15 protein-coding genes and 2 tRNA genes are annotated in these 18,755 nt (G+C 70.1%); 15 read left to right on the forward strand and 2 right to left on the reverse strand.

Annotated features, from left to right (window positions below):
* From AAW14_RS32825 to AAW14_RS32870, 10 genes are all read left to right on the forward strand, one after another.
* On the forward strand, positions 1-1,109 hold a 1,109-nt coding region (locus AAW14_RS32825), incomplete at its 5' end, for an ADP-ribosyltransferase (protein WP_322741143.1).
* Between the two features lie 17 nt (positions 1,110-1,126).
* On the forward strand, positions 1,127-1,552 hold the full coding sequence (locus AAW14_RS32830) for a hypothetical protein (RefSeq protein ID WP_265568080.1): 426 nt from the start codon (positions 1,127-1,129) through the stop codon (positions 1,550-1,552).
* Positions 1,553-1,686: 134 nt separating this feature from the next.
* Positions 1,687-2,196 (forward strand): hypothetical protein, encoded by a 510-nt coding sequence (locus AAW14_RS32835; protein ID WP_265568081.1) that lies wholly within the window; start codon positions 1,687-1,689, stop codon positions 2,194-2,196.
* Between the two features lie 96 nt (positions 2,197-2,292).
* Positions 2,293-2,784 (forward strand): phosphohydrolase, encoded by a 492-nt coding sequence (locus AAW14_RS32840; protein WP_265568082.1) that lies wholly within the window; start codon positions 2,293-2,295, stop codon positions 2,782-2,784.
* A gap of 50 nt (positions 2,785-2,834) precedes the next feature.
* Positions 2,835-3,137 (forward strand): hypothetical protein, encoded by a 303-nt coding sequence (locus AAW14_RS32845; RefSeq protein WP_265568083.1) that lies wholly within the window; start codon positions 2,835-2,837, stop codon positions 3,135-3,137.
* A gap of 75 nt (positions 3,138-3,212) precedes the next feature.
* Positions 3,213-4,568 (forward strand): type VII secretion integral membrane protein EccD, encoded by a 1,356-nt coding sequence (eccD, locus tag AAW14_RS32850; RefSeq protein ID WP_265568084.1) that lies wholly within the window; start codon positions 3,213-3,215, stop codon positions 4,566-4,568.
* Positions 4,569-4,616: 48 nt separating this feature from the next.
* Positions 4,617-5,876, forward strand: a complete 1,260-nt coding sequence (locus AAW14_RS32855; RefSeq protein WP_265568085.1) for a MinD/ParA family protein — start codon at positions 4,617-4,619, stop codon at positions 5,874-5,876.
* 23 nt (positions 5,877-5,899) lie between these two features.
* Entirely contained in the window at positions 5,900-9,877 is a 3,978-nt protein-coding gene (eccCa, locus tag AAW14_RS32860) for a type VII secretion protein EccCa (protein WP_265568086.1), read from the forward strand.
* Between the two features lie 82 nt (positions 9,878-9,959).
* Positions 9,960-11,381 carry a DUF6177 family protein gene (locus tag AAW14_RS32865; RefSeq protein WP_265568087.1) on the forward strand — a complete coding sequence of 474 codons (1,422 nt, stop codon included), beginning with the start codon at positions 9,960-9,962 and terminating at the stop codon, positions 11,379-11,381.
* 421 nt (positions 11,382-11,802) lie between these two features.
* Positions 11,803-11,997 (forward strand): hypothetical protein, encoded by a 195-nt coding sequence (locus tag AAW14_RS32870; RefSeq protein ID WP_265568088.1) that lies wholly within the window; start codon positions 11,803-11,805, stop codon positions 11,995-11,997.
* 371 nt (positions 11,998-12,368) lie between these two features.
* On the opposite strand, the gene AAW14_RS32875 is transcribed toward AAW14_RS32870, so the two are convergent.
* Positions 12,369-12,439, reverse strand: a tRNA-Gly gene (locus tag AAW14_RS32875).
* 152 nt (positions 12,440-12,591) lie between these two features.
* On the opposite strand from AAW14_RS32875, the gene AAW14_RS32880 reads away from it, so the two are divergent.
* The 5 genes from AAW14_RS32880 (at position 12,592) to clpX (ending at position 17,544) form a co-directional block, all read left to right on the forward strand.
* Positions 12,592-12,668: transfer RNA gene (locus AAW14_RS32880), tRNA-Pro, on the forward strand.
* A gap of 204 nt (positions 12,669-12,872) precedes the next feature.
* Positions 12,873-14,246, forward strand: a complete 1,374-nt coding sequence (tig, locus tag AAW14_RS32885; RefSeq protein ID WP_265568089.1) for a trigger factor — start codon at positions 12,873-12,875, stop codon at positions 14,244-14,246.
* A 410-nt stretch (positions 14,247-14,656) separates the two neighbouring features.
* A complete protein-coding gene (locus AAW14_RS32890; protein WP_265568116.1) occupies positions 14,657-15,268 on the forward strand; it encodes an ATP-dependent Clp protease proteolytic subunit in 612 nt (203 codons plus the stop codon).
* A gap of 116 nt (positions 15,269-15,384) precedes the next feature.
* Entirely contained in the window at positions 15,385-16,065 is a 681-nt protein-coding gene (locus AAW14_RS32895; RefSeq protein ID WP_322741144.1) for an ATP-dependent Clp protease proteolytic subunit, read from the forward strand.
* A gap of 192 nt (positions 16,066-16,257) precedes the next feature.
* On the forward strand, positions 16,258-17,544 hold the full coding sequence (gene clpX / locus AAW14_RS32900) for an ATP-dependent Clp protease ATP-binding subunit ClpX (RefSeq protein WP_265568090.1): 1,287 nt from the start codon (positions 16,258-16,260) through the stop codon (positions 17,542-17,544).
* A gap of 80 nt (positions 17,545-17,624) precedes the next feature.
* Here clpX and AAW14_RS32905 read toward each other — a convergent pair whose 3' ends face one another.
* Complete coding sequence (locus AAW14_RS32905) at positions 17,625-18,629, reverse strand: hypothetical protein (RefSeq protein ID WP_265568091.1); 1,005 nt, start codon at positions 18,627-18,629, stop codon at positions 17,625-17,627.
* Between the last annotated feature and the right edge of the window lie 126 nt (positions 18,630-18,755).

Raw genomic sequence — 18,755 nt, forward strand, 5'->3', positions numbered from 1 at the left:
GTGCGGGTCTGTCGAAGATCGGCGACATCGCGAAGGGGCTGAAGAGCGTCGCCGGCATCGACATCCCCAAACTCCCGGACGGTTCGGTGAAGCTGCCCGACGGCCGCCTGCTGCACCCGAACGGCAACCTCACCGACCACGCCGGCGCCATCGACACGACGCCGGTACCGCACGAGCCCGTAGTGCCGACGCACGGGGCGATCCGGCAGGCGGCACTCTCGGGAGCCCACGGGGGAGGGTTAGCTCACACGGGCGAAGAGGCGGTCCGGCCGCCGGGGATGACGTTGCACGACGCCGGTATGCTCCACGACCGCCTGTCCGACGACCTGCCGCACCTGGGTGACGGTGCGGACGGCGGGCATGCTGATCCGTATGGGGGTGAGGAGGGCGGCGCCGCGGGTGTGGGGCACAATGAGGTGGAGACTCACGGGGCTGGTGGGTCATTCGAGTACAAGCCGCAGATGTCGGCGGAAGGCTTCGACCAACTCGACGACGCGGCTAAGCACCGGGTTGCCGCAGGAGAACTGTCATCGGGCACCAAGCCGTACCTTGACGACAACGCGGCGATTGACTACGGCCGGAAGCACTGGAACGACTACATCGACAACCTGGATCCGTCTGCGAAGCGTGCCCTCCACGAGTACACCGGCGATTCCTTCCCCTCCTACAGGGACATGAACGGCTATCTGCGGGGCCTCAAGGATTACGTCGTCCCCCAGCCGGAGGTCCTGCACGCCATTGCCGAAATGGACCGGGTTCTGTCGACCAGGCCCGTGCCGGACGACGTCATGGTCGTCCGCGGAACCGGGCTCGATCACCTCCGCTTGGACTCACCGATGGACATGGAAGGCCAGACCTTCCCGGACGAGGGATACTTCTCCACGTCACTCGGTAACCATCCGGTGCCGAGTTTCGCCGGAAAGGAAGCCATTCTGCACCTGCGGGTCCCCAAAGGGACTCCGGCGCTCTGGCTGGAGAAGGTCAGCAAGTACGACGTCGATGAGCGAGAGTTGCTGCTGGCGCGGGGCTCGGCCTTCAAGGTCACGCGCGTCTTCATGGACGAGGCGGGGAAGTGGCAGGTGTACGGGGAAGTCCTCCCCCGTCCGTAAGAAAGAGTGCGTTTTTCATGACCAGCGAATCTAGGGACCGTGGGGAGCCTGCCGGGCCGAAGCGGAATCCCCGTCTCGACGAAGACCTGAGCTTTAGTGTCAAGCCGGGTGGACCACCGCTTTACCAGCCTGTGACCGACAAGCCGGTCAAGTATCTGACCGTGGTTGACGACGAGGGATCGGTGATCGGCTATGCCTGGGGCAACGACGAGGACGATGCTGCGGGTTTCGTCGTGCGGAAGGCAGGCGGCCCCCCCGCCTTCAACAAGTCCGGCAGGTGGTCGCGGAGGCTGCGCGATGCCAAGGCGAACGGACTTCTTCCTTCGGAGGCCCTAGCCGAGCTCATGCGTTATCCCGGCGACGACGTCAGCCGTGCCCTCCCCGGCTCCCTGGCCGAGGCCCCCAACGTCGCCGTAATCAAGGCCCTCGCCGACAAGAACTGACAGGAATCATTCTCCTTCCAGTGCGTCCTCTCCGAGATGGCCCTGGGGCCGGTTTCCCGGAACTGAGTTGGCGTCATCCCTCTCCACGCGATACAGATAATCGTCATCCCACCGTTCCCAGGAGCCCCGTCCTCATGACCACCCCTCAGGGCAACCCCTACAGCCAGCAGGCCAACCCGTACGGCGGCCAGCAGGCCGGACCTTACGGTCACCAGCCGCAGCCCAACCCCTATGCGCAGCAGGGCGGTTACCCGCAGCAGGGCGGTTATGCGGCGCCGGCGGCCGGGTACCCCCAGGGTGGCCAGGCGTACCCCAACCCCGCCGCTCCTGCGGGCCAGTGGGCCGCTCCGCAGGGGCAAGTTCCCTACCTCGCCTGCCGGTTCTGCGGCACGGCCCCGGCCGTGGACGTCACCTTCCGTGCCCACCGCGGGCTCCTGGTCATGATGACCTTCCGGAAGCTGGAAGGGCCCATGTGCCACACGTGCGGGATGCAGGTCTACAAGAAGCTGACCACCGAGACGCTCTGGCAGGGCTGGTGGAGCCCTCTCTCGCTCTTCCTGTTCACGCCGCTCACCCTCTTGTGGAACGTGTTCGCCAGCGTCAAGGTGAGGAAGCTTCAGGCCCCGGTCGCGGCCAGGTACTGACCTGCGTCCGCCCCCTGCGTGCCCGACCGCCCCGGGGTGTACTCCCCGCTCGTCCATGCCCTATGTTGCGTAGGCAAGGTTAGGGGGGAGCCTGGCATGCAGCAGGAACGGCGGACACCGCGGACGTCCGCGTCGGCGCCCGCCATGAGCCTGGCCGAGGTCGAGGCCGTCGCCCGCGCGGCGCACGCCCTGCAGACGGACAAGGCCGGGCGGCCGTACGTGGAGCATCTGCGGGCCGTCGCCGAGGGCGTACGGGCCCGCGGCGGCGCGGACGAACTCGTCGCCGCCGCCTGGCTGCACGACTCCGTGGAGGACGGTGTCCTCAGCGAGGCGTGGCTGGACGCCGCCCCGTTGTCCCAGGTGACGAAGGACATCGTGCGGGCCGTCAGCAAGCGGCCCGGCGAGGAGCCGGAGGCATACGCGCGGCGCATCCTCGCCACCCCTGGCGCCCGGCTCGTCAAGGCGGCCGACCTCGCGCACAACGCCGACCCGGACCGCCTCGCCGCCCTCGACGCCCCCACCGCCGAGCGGCTCACCCGCAAGTACGCCACCATGCGGCGGTACCTCGGCCTCACCGCGGACGACTGACAGCCCGCCCCGGGCTTCCACGGATGACCACGAAGGCACAGGACGACTGAATGGCACGGGACTACGACAGCCAGCTCCTGGAGTCGGTGGCGGTGCGCCGCCGGCGGATGCGTGACGCGCTGCTGTTCGGCGCCCGGCGCAGCCGGCGCACGGTGGACGAGCGGCTCGGCAAGGTGTTCGCGGGCATCGCCATCGCCGCCGTGATGTGCGCAGGATGCGTCGGATGGTCCTTCCTCCAGGCCACGTTGGCGAAGCAGAAGGCCGAGCAGAAGAAGCAGCAACAGCAGCAGGAGCAGCTGTACAACCCGTCAGGGACGAGCGCCCCCACACCTTCCCGCAGTGGCACGCCGTGAGCGCGTGCCGAGCCTGCGTGGAACCCCCCGGGGCAGACCCGTTTCGGACGACATCGCGATGATAGGTTCCCGTAAGTGGTGAGCAGAGCAACGACTTCGCGGGCCCAGCTGAGCCGGGTCACCCTGGTCGGCGAGCGACGCCGAGCCGACATCGTCCTGCCGTCGGACACCCCCATCGGGCAACTGCTCCCCGACATCCTGCAGTTGCTCGACGACCGGGCCGCCGCGCGCCCCATGACACGGCAGTTGATCACCTCCGACGGCTCGGTGCTGCCGCACGACGCCACGCTGTCCTCGGTCGAGGTCGCCGACGGTGCCGTGCTCCAACTCGTACGGGCACATGCCGCCCCGCCCGCTCCCGTCGTCCACGACGTCACCGACCAGGTCGCCGACGACCTCGACCTGCGCGCCTGGCGCTGGCGCCCCGCCGCCCGCCGGGTCAGCGCCGGAACGGCGACCGTCGTCTTCTCGGTGATCGCCGCCGTGCTCGCCCGGCGCGAGTTCGCCCTGGAGCCCCTCGCGAACGGGCTCGTGGCCGTCACCGTTCTCCTCCTTGTCGCCGGGGCGCTCGTCGCCAAGGTCGGGGACGGCAACCGTGGCCTTGCCACCGCTCTGCTGCTCGCCTCCGGCGGGCTCGGGCTGCTCACCGCCTGGACCGCCGCCGATGCCTACGGCTGGCCGGGGACCGCCCGGCTGGCCGTTGTCGTGGCCGCCCTCGTGCTCAACCTCGTGCTGCTCGCGTTCTTCTCGCCGCTCGGCCGCGGCGGCCTCATCGGCGCCGGGGCCATCGCCGGCATCGCCGTGGTGTGGGAGGCCGCGGCTGCCGTGCAGGACCGGCCCGACCGGCTTGGCGCCGTGATGGGAGTGTTCTCGGTCGTGCTGCTCGGGTTGCTGCCGCGGTTCGCGCTCATGGCGTCCGGGCTCACCGGGCTCGACGACAGGCGCTCAGGCGGCGCCTCGGTCAGCCGGCACCAGGTCGGCAACGCGCTGGCGGCCACCCACCGCGGCCTCGCCCTCGCGACCATCGCGACCGCCGCCTCGGCCGCCGCGGGCGGCTGGCTGCTGACCACCGTGCACAGGCCGACCGCATGGACCGTGGCCCTCGCGTCGCTGGTGGCCGTCGTGCTGCTGTCCCGGGCCCGGGCCTTCCCGCTGGTCGCGGAGGTGGTCGCGCTGTTCGCCGCCGCCGCGCTGCTCGTCGTACGACTGGTGGTGCTGTGGATGGCGCACGCCACCGGCGCAGGGCCGCTCGCCGTGCTGTGCGCCGCCGCGGTGCTGCCCCTGCTGGTCCTCGCGGTTCAGCCGCCGGAGCACATGCAGGTCAGGCTGCGGCGCATCGCCGACCTGATCGAGTCGGTCGGCGTGATCGGGCTGTTCCCGCTCGCCGTCGGTGTCTTCGGCATCTACGGGCAGCTGCTCAACAGGTTCTGACAGACGGTGCGGCCGCTCCGGGCGGGGCGGGCAGGAGAGAAGGGCGACATGCCGAACGGCGACAACTGGCAGAGCGACGTGCTGCGCGACCTGAGGGGTGCCACCGGGCAGCCGGGCCCCCAGCAGCCCCAGCCGCAGGGCACCTCCGCCGCCGGTACCGCGCACCCGCAGGGCACCCCCGCGCACCCGCAGGGCACCCCCACGCACCCGCAGGTAACACCTGCACAACCTCAGGCACCTGCACAACCACCCCAGGCCGCCGCACAACCCCAGACACCCACCCACCAGCCACCCACCGGTCACCAGCCCGGCCCCGCACAGCCCCAGCAGGCCCCCGCCCGGTCCAAGCAGCCCCCCGCCGCCCCCGGGCCCCGCCCGCAGGTCCGTACCCCCGACTCCCGTCCCGTCCTGGACAAGCAGCTCGCGGCCGCCGGACTCAAGCCCCGCCACGGCGAACCCTTCACCGCCCGGGCCCTGCGTGCCGTGCGCCGTACGGTGTCCTCCTCCGCCGCCCAGGAGGTCGCCGAAGCCGGCGCCACCGCGGAGGTGCTCCAGCAGGCCGTGACCACCGGCCGCCAGATCGCCGTCACCTCCATCCGCGGCGGGGCCGGGAAGACGACCGTCGCCGCGCTGCTCGGCACGACGTACGCGCACTACCGGCACGATCCGACCCTCATCGTGGAGGCCGATCCGGCGCTCGGCTCGCTGCCGCTGCGGCTCGGCGCCGAGACACTGCGCTGGACCACCGCCGACGTCGCGGGCATCGTGCAGCCCCAGATGTCCCTGCTCGATGTCACCGGCTACCTCGTTCAGCTCCCGGACAACGCCTGGCTGCTGCCCGGCAGCCAGGGCCAGATCGGCGCGATGCTCGACACCAGGGCGTACGAGAAGGTCATGGTGTCCCTGCGCCGCTACTTCGGCGTCTCCGTCGTGGACTGCGAGACCCTGCCCGCCGAGGTCGCGCGTGTCGCGCTGTCCGCGGCCCAGGCCCGGGTGCTGACGGCGCCGGCGACGCTGGAGGGCATCTCGAGCACATACGCCGTCCTGGAGTGGATGCGAGGGCTGCCCCGGCACATCATCGACACCACGGTCGTCGCGCTGACCGAGACGGTCCCGCACACCGGCCTCGACGCCGGCAAAGCCGCCGGGACGCTGAAGGCGACCGGCGCCCGGGTCCGCGTACTGCCCTACGACCGGCACCTGGCGTCCGGCGGCACGATCCGCACCGAACTCCTCGCGCACACCACCCGGCAGGCCGCCACGCGTCTGGCCGCCGAGGTCTTCCAGCTCTCCCAGAAGCGTCGTTGAGGCAAGGGGGAGGAACACGGCACATGAGCACCCGACTGATCCACCGCCCGGCCCGCACCACCCGTCCCCCGGCGGCCCCCGAGCCGCGCACCGTCGAGGCGCCGCCCAACCTGCCCGAGGGCAAGGCTGGTTCCATCGCGACCTCGCTGCTGCCCGTGGCCGGTGTGATGTCGTCCGTCGTGATGATGACCGTCGTGCGCAACAGCCAGTTCGCCGGCCTCGGCGCAATCATCCTCGTGGTCACCATCGCCGGTTCCATGGCCCTGGTCTTCTCCCAGCGGGGCAAGGCCCAGCGCACCCGGCGTACCCAACGCGAAGCCTATCTAGCCTACTTGGAGGACCTGCGTGAGGAACTGTCCAGGGAGGAAAGGCAGCGGCGCGAGACGGCCCAGGTGCTCAACCCGCCACCGGACGCGCTGTACGACGTGGTCCGCGATCCGGCGCGACTGTGGGAGCGGCGGCGGCTCGACGGCGACTTCCTTCGCGTACGCGTCGGCACCGGCGAGATGCCGGTACGGGATCTGAAGGTCGCCCAGCAGGGCTCGTCCGTGCTCACCCCGCCCGACCGGTTCATGCTGAACGAGGCCTCCGCGCTGATGGCCCGCTTCAGCACCGGCACCGAACTCCCGCTCACCGTCCCGCTGGACCGGGTCGGCGACATCAGCGTGATCGGCCCCCGCGAGGACACCCTGCGCGTGGCCCGCGCCCTGATGATCCAGGCCGCCGCCACCCACGCCCCCGACGACGTCGGCATCGCCCTCGCCGTGCCCGGCGACCGGCTCGCGGAGTGGGAGTGGGCCAAGTGGCTGCCGCATCTGCTCGACCCCGAGCAGTACGACGGCCCGGTAGCCGCTCGCCGCATCGCCCCCTCCCTGCCCCAGCTGGCCCGGCAGATCGGCCCCGAGCTGCGTCGGCGCGCCTCCTTCGCGGCCGAGGTGCGCCGCGGTCTGGCCGGCACGGACGCCCTCGCCATGACGTCCCGGCTGCTCGTCGTCGCCGACGGACACGGCGAGGACGCCGTCGACCTGCCCCGCCCCGACGACGCGGTGGGCCTGCGCGACATGGGTGTCACCGTGCTGCACCTGCTCGACCAGCGGATCCAGGAACCCGGGCAGGTCGGGGTACGGATCACGGTGGACGGCGACGGGATCGTCATCGAGGACCTGCGCGAGGCCGAACCGATCAGCGCGCACGGCACGGTCGACGAGGTCGGGATCCCGTTCGCGGAGGGCCTGGCCCGGATGCTCGCCCCGCTGCGGCTGTCCGCCGAGTCGATGGCCGACGCGCCGCTCACCGGCCCGGTCGACTTCGCCGAGCTCCTCGGCATCGACGACGTGGCCCAACTGGACCTCGGCCGTCTGTGGGCGCCCCGCGGCGAACGCGCCTTCCTGCGCGTCCCGATCGGCATCAGCGACAGCCGCGAGCCGGTCCTGCTCGACCTCAAGGAGTCCTCGGAGCTGGGCATGGGCCCCCACGGCCTGTGCGTCGGCGCCACCGGCTCCGGCAAGTCCGAACTGCTGCGCACCCTCGTACTCGCGCTGGTGGCCACGCACCCGCCGGAGGACCTCTCCCTGGTCCTCGTCGACTACAAGGGCGGCGCCACCTTCGCGCCTTTCGCGGGCCTGCCGCACGTGGCCGGGGTGATCACCAACCTGGAGAACCAGGCGGGTCTCGTCGAGCGCGTCCACGCCTCGCTCGCCGGTGAGGTCAAGCGCCGTCAGCAGGTCCTCAAGGACGCGGGCAACGTCGCCGACATCGGCCACTACGCCGCCCTGCGCGCCGAGAAGCGGCCCGATCTGGAGCCGCTGCCGCACCTGTTCGTCGTCATCGACGAGTTCGGCGAACTCCTCACCGCCAAGCCGGACTTCATCGACCTGTTCCTGTCCATCGGACGCATCGGACGCTCCATCGGCGTCCATCTGCTGCTGTCCAGCCAGCGCATCGAGGGCGGCAAGCTCAAGGGCCTGGACACCTATCTGTCCTACCGGCTCGGCCTGCGCACCTTCTCCGCCGACGAGTCCCGTACGGTCCTGGACACCACGGACGCCTTCCATCTGCCGCCGCTGCCCGGCTTCGGCTACCTCAAGGTCGACACCAGCCACTACGAGCGGTTCAAGGCGGGCTATGTCTCCGGCGCCTACCGCGGCCCCGTCCGGCGTGAGGTGGAGGACACCGGCCCGCTCGCACTCGAGTACGACGCCTACAACACCGGGGGGCAGGAGGGGAGTTCGGGCCCGGAGGAGCCGCAGATGCGGCGCCGGGAGACCGGTCCGACCGAGATGGGCGTCATGGTCCAGCAGATGGAGAGGGTGGGCGCCAAGCCCGTACGCCAGATCTGGCTGCCCCCGCTGCCCGAGGCCATCGCCCTCGACAAGGTCGCCGGGCCCATCGAGGTGGGCCCGCGCGGCACCCAGCTCACCAGGCGGAACGGGCCGCTCCAGGTGCCGATGGGCATCCTCGACGACCCGACCAGGCAGTGGCAGGGCCCCTGGCACCTGGACCTCACGGTCGCGGGCGGACACGCGGCGGTCATCGGCGGACCGCAGTCCGGCAAGACGACGCTCCTGCGCACCCTCGCCCTCTCCCTGGCGCTCACCCACACCCCGCAGGAAGTCGGCATCTACGGCCTGGACCTGGTCGGCGGAGGCCTCCAGGCCCTGTCCGGGCTGCCGCACGTCGGCGGGGTCGCGGGCCGCGCAGACCGCGAGCGCGCCGCACGGACCGTCGACTCCGTGCGTGCCATGCTCGACCAGCGCGAGGAGCTGTTCCGCATCCATCGCATCGACTCGCTGGAGCAACTGCGCGATCTGCGCGCCGCGGGCCGCCTGCCGGAGCTGGCTTCAACGGAGATCGTGCTGATCGTCGACGGCTTCGGCGCCCTGCGCGACGACTTCGAGGAACTGGACGACGCGGTCGTCGACATCCTCAAAAGGGGCGGCGGCTACGGCGTCCATGTCGTCGCGGGCATGCTGCGCTGGAACGACGTGCGCATCGCCACCCAGTCACAGTTCGGCACCCGGGTCGAACTGCGGCTGAACGACCCCGGCGAGTCCAGCGTCGACCGCAAGCTCGCCGAGACCCTCTCGCCCGAGGAGAAGGGCCGCGTCCTCACCGACGGCAAGCTGTTCGCCCAGGTCGCGCTGGGGCGCACGGACGGCCTCGCCGACACCGCGGACCTCGGCGCGGTCCTGGAGCGCACGGCCCGTACGATCCGTGCCACCTGGACCGGCGAGGTCGCCCAGCCCGTACGCGTCCTGCCGCACGTCCTGGAGCCGCAGCTGCTGCCCGGCCCGGTGGCCGCACCCCGCCGGGTGCCCATCGGACTGGACCAGAACCGGCTGGCGCCCGTCCTGCTCGACCTGTTCGCGCACGACCAGCATCTGCTGATCATGGGTGACAGCGAGTGCGGCAAGACGAACCTGCTGAAGGTACTGGCGAACGGCCTCATCGAGCGCTACGGCGAGGACGAGCTGGTCTTCGGCGTGATGGACCCGCGCCGGGGCCTGCGCGGCGCGATCCCCGAGGAGTACCGCGGCGGCTACGCCTACAACTCCAAGCTGGCCGGGGCGCTGTCCACAGGCATCGCCGCCGAGCTCGAGAAGCGGCTGCCCGACGAGAGCGCGGACGGCGCGGCCCTCGAGCCGGGCAGCTGGGGCTCGGGTCCGCGGATCGTGATCCTGGTGGACGACTACGACGTCCTCACGACCGCCGGGCAGCAGCCGCTGGCCCCCTTCCTCCCCTACATCCCCTCGGCCGTCGACATCGGCCTCCACTTCGTCGTCACCCGCCGCGTCGCGGGCGCCTCGCGGGGCCTGTACGAGCCGTTGCTGCAGGGTCTTCGCGAGTCCGGCGCCACGGCTCTTGTGATGGCCGGCGACCGCAGCGAGGGCCAGCTCTTCCCCGGCGTCTACGCCACCCAGCAGCCGTCGGGCCGCGGGGTGCTGGTGCGCCGGGGCGAGCCGAACCGGCTGATCCAGACCGTGTACGCGGGGGACCGGTGAACCGGACGGTTCCCGTGGGACGTCCAGCACGGCAGAGACGTACGACACCCGAACCGAGCAGCATGAAGGACCGGCCGACCTCATGACCAAGGACGTCATCGCCCTCACCCAGAAGATGCCCGACCCGCTGAGCGTGATCGCGGGTCTGCTCTCCGGTGGCCCGGACAAGCTGGTGGGCACGGAGGGCGACGGCGCGGTCGTGCAGCTCTGCGACGAGCAGGGGCGCCCGCTGGTCTCCGTCGAGGCACCGCTGCTGGTGCAGGTGCGCGGCGAGGCCGAGCGCCTGCTGGGGGCCACGGAGCCGGCGGTGCCGTACTGGTGGACGGAGGCCCGCGCCACCACCGGGGTGAAGGAGGCCGAGCAGCTCGCCGGCACCTTCGCGGGTCGCCTCGCCACGCTGGTCGGCGGCACCGCGTGGCCGCCGGGAGCCGCGACGTCCCTCGCCGTGGTGAAGACCGACGGGGTGAGCGCGGTACCGACGCCCGCCGCCGCGCAGCCCGCCGTGGACGTGCTCACCGACAAGGTCGCCGTGGTCATCCAGGACCGCCCGGTCGTCGCGATGACGGCATGGCTCTCCCACGCGCTGCGCGCGGCGGCGCACGCCGAACTGGGCCTGCAGATCGTCACCCCGGCGGGCACCCGCCTTTCGCCCGCCGTCCGCAACAGCCTGCCGGGATGGCCCTCCCGGTGGGTGGTGCAGGACGAGAAGGACGGCTACTACGACGGGCTGTCCGGGGCCGTACTGGAGTGGCGGAACGGCCTGTTCGTGACCGTGGAGTCCCCGGACGCGACCCCGCAGGACCCGCGCACGCCGGTGGCCGGCGCCTTCCGGAGCGACGTGACGGACAGGGGGGAACGCCAGCTGGCGATCTCCTTCCGGGCTGTCCACCCGGCCGACGACCGACTGGTGCTGGGCGGTGCGCTGGAATCGGTGTGGCGCGAGATCACGGGCGAGCCTCCGGCGGGCTGGGGCACCGAGGAACCGGCCAATCTTCCGTGGTCACTGCGGCAGTTGACGGATGCGGCGCACGAGCGGTCGCCCGAGCCGACCTGGCTGGTCGTGGTCGGCACCCCGGAGCGCCCCGGGCTCGCGACGGTCCGTATCAGCCGTACGGAGGGCGGGGTTGAGGAGGACGTCACACTGGCGTTCGGCTACGGGCCGGGGGAGGAGGTGCCGACGGACGCCGTGCGTACGGCCGCCGAGGTGCTCGCCACCCGGCACGACCTCCAGTCGATGCTGGTCCAGATCCGCAAGGCCCGCCGGGACCTGTCCGTACCGCCGCGCTTCGAGGGCCCCGGTGTCCCGTTCGCGTTCGTCCTGGGCGCCGAGGAGGTCCGCGCGATGCCCGGTGACCGCGCCCGTCGCACCCCGCTGCCCGAAGCGCCGGTCCCCCTGGGCCCGAGGGCACACCCGGCGCTGTACTACCCGCTGCCGGGCGATCCGGGGGATCTGTCGGGGTGGCAGGACTTCGAGAGGCTCATGCGACACCTCAAGGGCGCCTAGACCATTGCAGGGACGTGTTCCCGCGCCCATAGACGGTCATGTCGATTTCCCTCCCCCGTAGGGGCGTTGTCCGGATTGATCCTGAATAAAGGGTGCATGAACCCTCGTGGGCGACTCTGGTGGAATCTCCGCCCGGGGGAGGCCGGCCGGATCATGGAAATTAGTTGCGAACGCGACGTGCGGGCACGGAAACGACCGCTGCCACATTCTTCCGTGCGCTCCCCGAAATGCTGTGCGGGACACCGGAGTTCAGCGGATCTCCTGCCGCTCGGCCGGTGCGGTTCCTGCGACCGGGGTGGCGCCCGATGCTCCACGGGCCGCATACCGTGGGCCGGTTGGTGGCACGATGGTTCTGGCGGGGGTGTGCAGGGGATGGCGCCCCCGGGCCGGGAGAGCGGACCGACCGAGGGTGTGATCAGTTGTGGCCATTTCACTGTCAGTGGTGCTGCTGTTGGCGATCATCCTGGTGGTGTTGATACGAGGGGGCTCGATCAAGGCCGGCCCGGCGATCGTTGCGATCCTCTTCGGCTTCTTCCTCGCCTCCACCGGCATGGCACCGTCCATCAGCCGGTTCCTCAACTCGATAGCGCAGACCATCAACTCGATCAGCTTCTGACCCGCGCGGCGGCCTCGGCCGCACGGCGGCGTGCGGCTGCTCCCCCCGTCGCAGGAACGGCCGCCGCTGCGCCACGCCCCTGAACGGTCACGCTCCGCTTACCGTCGGGAAGCCTGGCGCGGAAGTGCGGAAGTAGCGCATATGAGTACGCGGAGGCAGCCGCATGGCGGAGGCAGCCACATATAAGCCAGATATAAGTCCGATAAATACGCACGATCAAGTACGGCTAAGTACGACAAACAAGCTCGACGAAACGGTCTGCTCCCTGGGAGGTCGCTCGATCCATGGAGCGGGCCGACTCCCGGCGGGCGCCGGAAGCGATCAGGGCCAGGTCGGAGGAATGATCCTCCGACCTGGCCCTGAGCCGTCAGAGCGGGCGACGGGAATCGAACCCGCGTAGCTAGTTTGGAAGACTAGGGCTCTACCATTGAGCTACGCCCGCACAGGACGCGCCGCAGGTCAGTGACCGCGGCACAGGAGGCATCGTAGCGGGTCGCGCGCCCCGTAGGCCAACGCGTTGGCTCACGCGCCCTCCCATGAAACAAAGCGGCCGACGCAGCCGGTCCGGGCATGTACCCTACGTGTCGCACCAGACGGGGTGTGGCGCAGCTTGGTAGCGCGTCCGCTTTGGGAGCGGAAGGCCGTGGGTTCAAATCCCGCCACCCCGACCACCGCCGAGCGCCCACCGGGCGTCGGCTCGCATTGATCGCCTTTTGGGACGCCGAGTGGCTGCGGTTACTATGCAAGCTGCGCGCCCGTGTGTCTGCACTGCCACGTCTCTCAGGCAGGGGCCCGCGAATCCGCCGAAGGCCCGCCCGACCGGGGCGGAGCAGTTCGGCAGAACCCCAAGAAGTCAGCCACAAGGAGACCGAACCGTGAAGAGCGCCGTGGAGACCCTGAACCCGACCCGGGTTCGGCTCACTGTTGAGGTGCCCTTCGAGGAGCTGAAGGACAGCCTCGACGCGGCGTACAAGAAGATCAACCAGCAGGTCACGGTGAAGGGCTTCCGCAAGGGCAAGATCCCGGCCCGGGTCATCGACCAGCGGTTCGGCCGTGGCGCCGTGCTGGAGGAGGCCGTCAACGACGCGCTGCCGAAGTTCTACACCGAGGCGGTCAACGAGGCCGAGCTGAACCCGCTGGGCCAGCCCGAGGTCGACATCACCGAGCTGAAGGACAACGAGCTGCTGTCCTTCACCGCCGAGGTCGACATCCGCCCGACCATCGAGATCCCGGACTACTCCGGCATCGAGGTCGAGGTCGACGCCGTCGAGGTCAGCGACGAGGACATCGAGAAGTCGGTCCAGCAGCTGCGTGACCGCTTCGCGTCGACGACCCCGGTCGAGCGCGCCGCCGAGGACGGCGACGTCGTCACCATCGACCTGGAGGCCAAGGTCGACGGCGAGGTCCTCGAGGACGGCGTCGCGAGCGGCGTCTCCTACACGATCGGCTCCGGCGAGCTGCTCGACGGCATCGACGACGCCGTCAAGGGCCTGTCGGCCGGCGAGGAGGCCACCTTCGCCTCCGAGCTCAAGGGCGGCTCGGCGGCGGGCAAGGAGGCCGAGGTGACGGTCAAGGTCACCCAGGTCGCCTCCCGCGAACTGCCGGAGCTGGACGACGAGTTCGCTCAGCTCGCGTCCGAGTTCGACACGCTGGAGGAGCTGCAGGCGGACAGCCGCAAGCGCCTCGAGAACATGAAGCAGTACGACCAGGCCACCCAGGCCCAGGAGCGCGTCCTGGACAAGCTCCTCGAGCTGGTCGAGGTCCCGATCCCCGAGAAGCTCCTCGAGGACGAGATCAACACCCGTAAGCACAACCTCGAGCACCACCAGCTCGGCCAGATGGGTCTGACCCTCGACCGGTACCTGGAGATCCAGGGCAAGACGGCCGAGGAGTTCGACGCCGAGACGCGCGAGGCCGCGATCAAGGGCATCAAGACGCAGTTCGTCCTCGACGAGCTGGTCAACAAGGAGAAGCTGAACGTCAACCAGGAGGAGCTGACCGAGCACCTCATGCGGCGCGCGGCCTCCTCCGGTATGTCCCCCGACCAGTTCGCCCAGGCGGTCGTCGAGGGCGGCCAGGTCCCGATGCTCGTCGGCGAGGTCGCCCGCGGCAAGGCCCTGGCGGTGGTCGTCGAGGCCGCCACCGTCAAGGACACCAACGGCGAGATCGTCGACCTGGACGACGAGGACGAGACGGAGGACTCCGCGGAGGCTTCCGCCGAGGCCGCCGAGGAGAAGCCGGAGGCGTAACCCTCCGGGACCACCGGCAACCGACGGGCCCCGGGACGCACGCCGCGTCCCGGGGCCCGTCGCCGTGAGCGGGGCCGCGCCCCGCAGGGCGCGGGGAACCGCACGGGCTGCCACGGGCGACCGGAGGCGACCCGCCGCCGTCAGGGCTACGGTGATCTCACAGGGGTCCGGGGCTCGCCCTTGCGGGACGGCCGTCGGCCACCGTACGTCCAACGCCCATGCGCTGACAGCGAACACCCGCAGAAGCGGGATGGCACCCGACTGCCTGCGCGTTAGGGTCCATGAATACGAGGGCAGGGGAGTCCCCGAAGCCGCCACGCGGCGGCCGCACGGGGTCCCACGCCCCAGCAGAACACGTGAGACGGCCCCGCGCCGTCGTAAGACGAGCAGGTGGATACGTGACGAATCTGATGCCCTCCGCCGCCGGCCAGCCCTCCATCGGTGGCGGCCTCGGCGACCAGGTCTACAGCCGGCTGCTCGACGAGCGGATCATCTTCCTCGGCCAGCCGGTGGACGACGACATCGCCAACCGGATCACCGCACAGCTGCTGCTCCTTGCCGCCGACCCGGACAAGGACATTTTCCTGTACATCAACAGCCCCGGCGGTTCCATCACGGCCGGCATGGCGATCTACGACACCATGCAGTACATCAAGAACGACGTGGTGACGATCGCCATGGGCATGGCGGCCTCGATGGGGCAGTTCCTGCTCAGCGCGGGCACCCCGGGCAAGCGCTTCGCCCTGCCCAACGCCGAGATCCTGATCCACCAGCCCTCGGCCGGCCTGGCCGGCTCCGCGTCGGACATCAAGATCCACGCCGAGCGGCTCCTGCACACCAAGAAGCGCATGGCCGAACTCACCGCCTTCCACACCGGCCAGTCGGTCGAGCAGATCACCCGCGACTCCGACCGCGACCGCTGGTTCGACGCGCAGGAGGCCAAGGTGTACGGCCTGATCGACGACATCATGCCCACCGCTGTCGGCATGCCGGGCGGCGGAGGTACCGGGGCGGGCTCGTAAGGGCTCACCGGGCCCCGTACGGCCGGCAGAGCCCCGCGGGCTCCGTCCGGCCCCACAGGGCCCCAGCGCCCCCTCCAGCCCCTCAGCCACCGCCCCAGCCCCTTTCAGGAGACACCGTGAACGACTTCCCCGGCAGCGGCCTCTACGACCGTGCCCGCGCCGAGTACACCGCCCCCGTGGCCGAGTCCCGCTACGTCATCCCGCGCTTCGTGGAGCGCACCTCGCAGGGCATCCGCGAGTACGACCCGTACGCGAAGCTCTTCGAGGAGCGCGTGATCTTCCTGGGCGTCCAGATCGACGACGCCTCCGCCAACGACGTCATGGCGCAGCTGCTGTGCCTGGAGTCGATGGACCCCGACCGTGACATCTCGGTCTACATCAACAGCCCCGGTGGCTCCTTCACCGCGCTCACGGCCATCTACGACACGATGCAGTTCGTGAAGCCGGACATCCAGACGGTCTGCATGGGCCAGGCCGCGTCCGCCGCCGCGGTGCTGCTGGCCGCGGGCACCCCGGGCAAGCGCATGGCGCTCCCGAACGCCCGCGTGCTGATCCACCAGCCGTACAGCGAGACGGGCCGCGGCCAGGTCTCCGACCTGGAGATCGCCGCCAACGAAATCCTCCGGATGCGTTCGCAGCTGGAGGAGATGCTCGCCAAGCACTCGAACACGCCGATCGAGAAGATCCGCGAGGACATCGAGCGCGACAAGATCCTCACGGCCGAGGACGCGCTGGCGTACGGCCTGATCGACCAGATCATCTCGACCCGCAAGATGAACAACGCAGCTGTCCGCTGACGCGAATCGACTCGATTCGTCATCGGATCTGTATCGTCTGCCGCTCCTTGGCACGGTGTGACTCGGTGCACGTCAAAGTGAACCGTGCCAAGGGGGGCCCGAACGGGGGGCTCGGCAAGGTACCGTCGGACATAAGGCAGCACCAGGAGCCGCTGGACGTAAGGCGTCTCCCAGGCGAAGGGGAAGCACACCGTGGCACGCATCGGTGACGGCGGCGATCTGCTCAAGTGCTCGTTCTGCGGCAAGAGCCAGAAGCAGGTCAAGAAGCTCATCGCAGGCCCCGGTGTATACATCTGCGACGAGTGCATCGATCTCTGTAACGAGATCATCGAGGAGGAGCTCGCGGAGACGAGCGAGGTGCGCTGGGAGGAACTCCCCAAGCCCCGCGAGATCTACGAGTTCCTCGAGGGGTACGTCGTAGGCCAGGAGGCCGCGAAGAAGGCCCTCTCTGTCGCGGTGTACAACCACTACAAGCGGGTGCAGGCCGGCGAGAACGGCGGCGCCCAAGGCCGCGACGACGCCATCGAGTTGGCCAAGTCGAACATCCTGCTGCTGGGCCCCACGGGCTCCGGCAAGACGCTCCTCGCACAGACTCTGGCCCGCATGCTGAACGTCCCGTTCGCCATCGCCGACGCGACGGCGCTGACGGAGGCGGGTTATGTGGGAGAGGACGTCGAGAACATCCTCCTGAAGCTGATCCAGGCCGCCGACTACGACGTCAAGAAGGCCGAGACGGGCATCATCTACATCGACGAGATCGACAAGGTGGCCCGCAAGAGTGAGAACCCGTCGATCACCCGGGACGTTTCGGGCGAGGGCGTGCAGCAGGCGCTGCTGAAGATCCTGGAAGGCACGACCGCCTCGGTTCCGCCGCAGGGCGGCCGCAAGCACCCGCATCAGGAGTTCATCCAGATCGACACGACGAACGTGCTGTTCATCGTGGGCGGCGCGTTCGCGGGCCTGGAGAAGATCATCGAGGCGCGCGCGGGCGCGAAGGGCATCGGCTTCGGCGCGACGATCCGTTCCAAGCGCGAGCTGGAATCCAAGGACCAGTTCGAGGACGTGATGCCGGAGGACCTGGTGAAGTTCGGCATGATCCCGGAGTTCATCGGCCGCCTCCCGGTGATCACGTCGGTCCACAACCTCGACCGCAAGGCACTCCTGCAGATCCTCGTCGAGCCGCGCAACGCGCTGGTGAAGCAGTACCAGCGGCTCTTCGAACTCGACGGCGTGGAACTGGACTTCGAGCGCGAGGCGCTGGAGGCCATCGCCGATCAGGCGATCCTGCGCCAGACGGGCGCCCGGGGTCTGCGCGCCATCATGGAGGAGGTCCTCCAGGCGGTGATGTACGAGGTCCCGTCCCGCAAGGACGTGGCCCGGGTCGTCATCACGGCGGACGTGGTCCTGTCGAACGTGAACCCGACGCTCATTCCGCGGGATGCGCGGGGGCGGGGGCCCGGGGAGCAGAAGACGGCGTAGGCCACAGGCAAACACCACGAAGGTGCCCGGCAACCCTGCCGGGCACCTCTTCTGTACCGCTTCTCACCTCCGGTTGGCGGTCACTTCGCGACGCGGATTTCCTTACGGACCTTGGTGGTGACGTCGATCGCCGTGTCCTTGGAGACGTCCCCCATGTTGTCGCCGGGGGAGACCATGGCGAGGGTGCTGTAGTCCGCCCAGGCGCAGAACCAGTCGGTCTTCTCCTTCTTGGTCACCGCGTTCGTGCCCTTGGCGGCCTGGCACTTCATCACCGCGCCGTCCAGGTTCTCCGACTCGGGCCGGCCGATCAGCTGAGCCTTCTGGCCGGTGGTGCTGCTGCTCGACGAGCTGTCCTCGGTCGACTTCTTGAGCGAGGCGAAGAACTTGTCCAGAGCGGCGTTGGGGTCGGCGATCTGGCCGTAGCCGCCGACGAAGGTGATGCCCTTGGCCGTCGCGAGCTCCGCCGCGCTGGGGGCGGTGGACGGGTCCTGCGGGTTGTAGTTGCTGAGGTTGGCCGTGGTGTACACCCCGAAGACGGCCGTGCCGTCCTTCACGCCGCTGGCCTCCAGGTCCTTCACGGTCGATGCGTCACTGGCGGTCGCGCCGTCCTTGGTCACCCGGGTGTAGTTGCCCAGAAGCTTCGCCGGCGTCGTCAGCTTGTGCGCACCGTCGTTCGACAGGCCGCCCCCGCCCCCGCCGATCACGAAGTACGCCCCGACCGCGACCGCCGCCACAACCGCGACCGCGCCGATGATGAGACCGGTCTTCTTCTTGCCGCCCTCCTGGACCGGCGGCTGCGGGACACCGTAGGGCTGCTGGCCGTACTGGGGCTGGCCGTACGGCGGCTGCTGCTGGCCGTACGGGTTCTGCTGCGGCGGGACGCCCTGAGGGGCCTGCTGGGGGTACCCGTAGCCCGGGGCGGGCGGAGCCTGCTGGGGGTAGCCGTAGCCGGGCTGGGGCGCCTGCTGCGGCTGGCCGTAGCCGGGCTGGGGTGCCTGCTGCGGCTGGCCATAAGGGCCCGGCTGGCCGTACGGCCCGGGCTGCTGAGGCTGCCCGCCGTACGGGCCCGGCTGGTTGTAGCTCATGGTCTGGGTTCCCCTCCAGATGCTTATGCGTTCCTGACATCCTGGCGCAGGAGCCGGAACACCGGGCCGTCGGGGGGTTCACCGTTACCAAAGAATCGCGTTTCGGGACGGCCCCGTGACACCCCT

The organism is Streptomyces hygroscopicus (genome assembly GCF_026168105.1).
GTDB classification, from domain to species: domain Bacteria; phylum Actinomycetota; class Actinomycetes; order Streptomycetales; family Streptomycetaceae; genus Streptomyces; species Streptomyces hygroscopicus_D.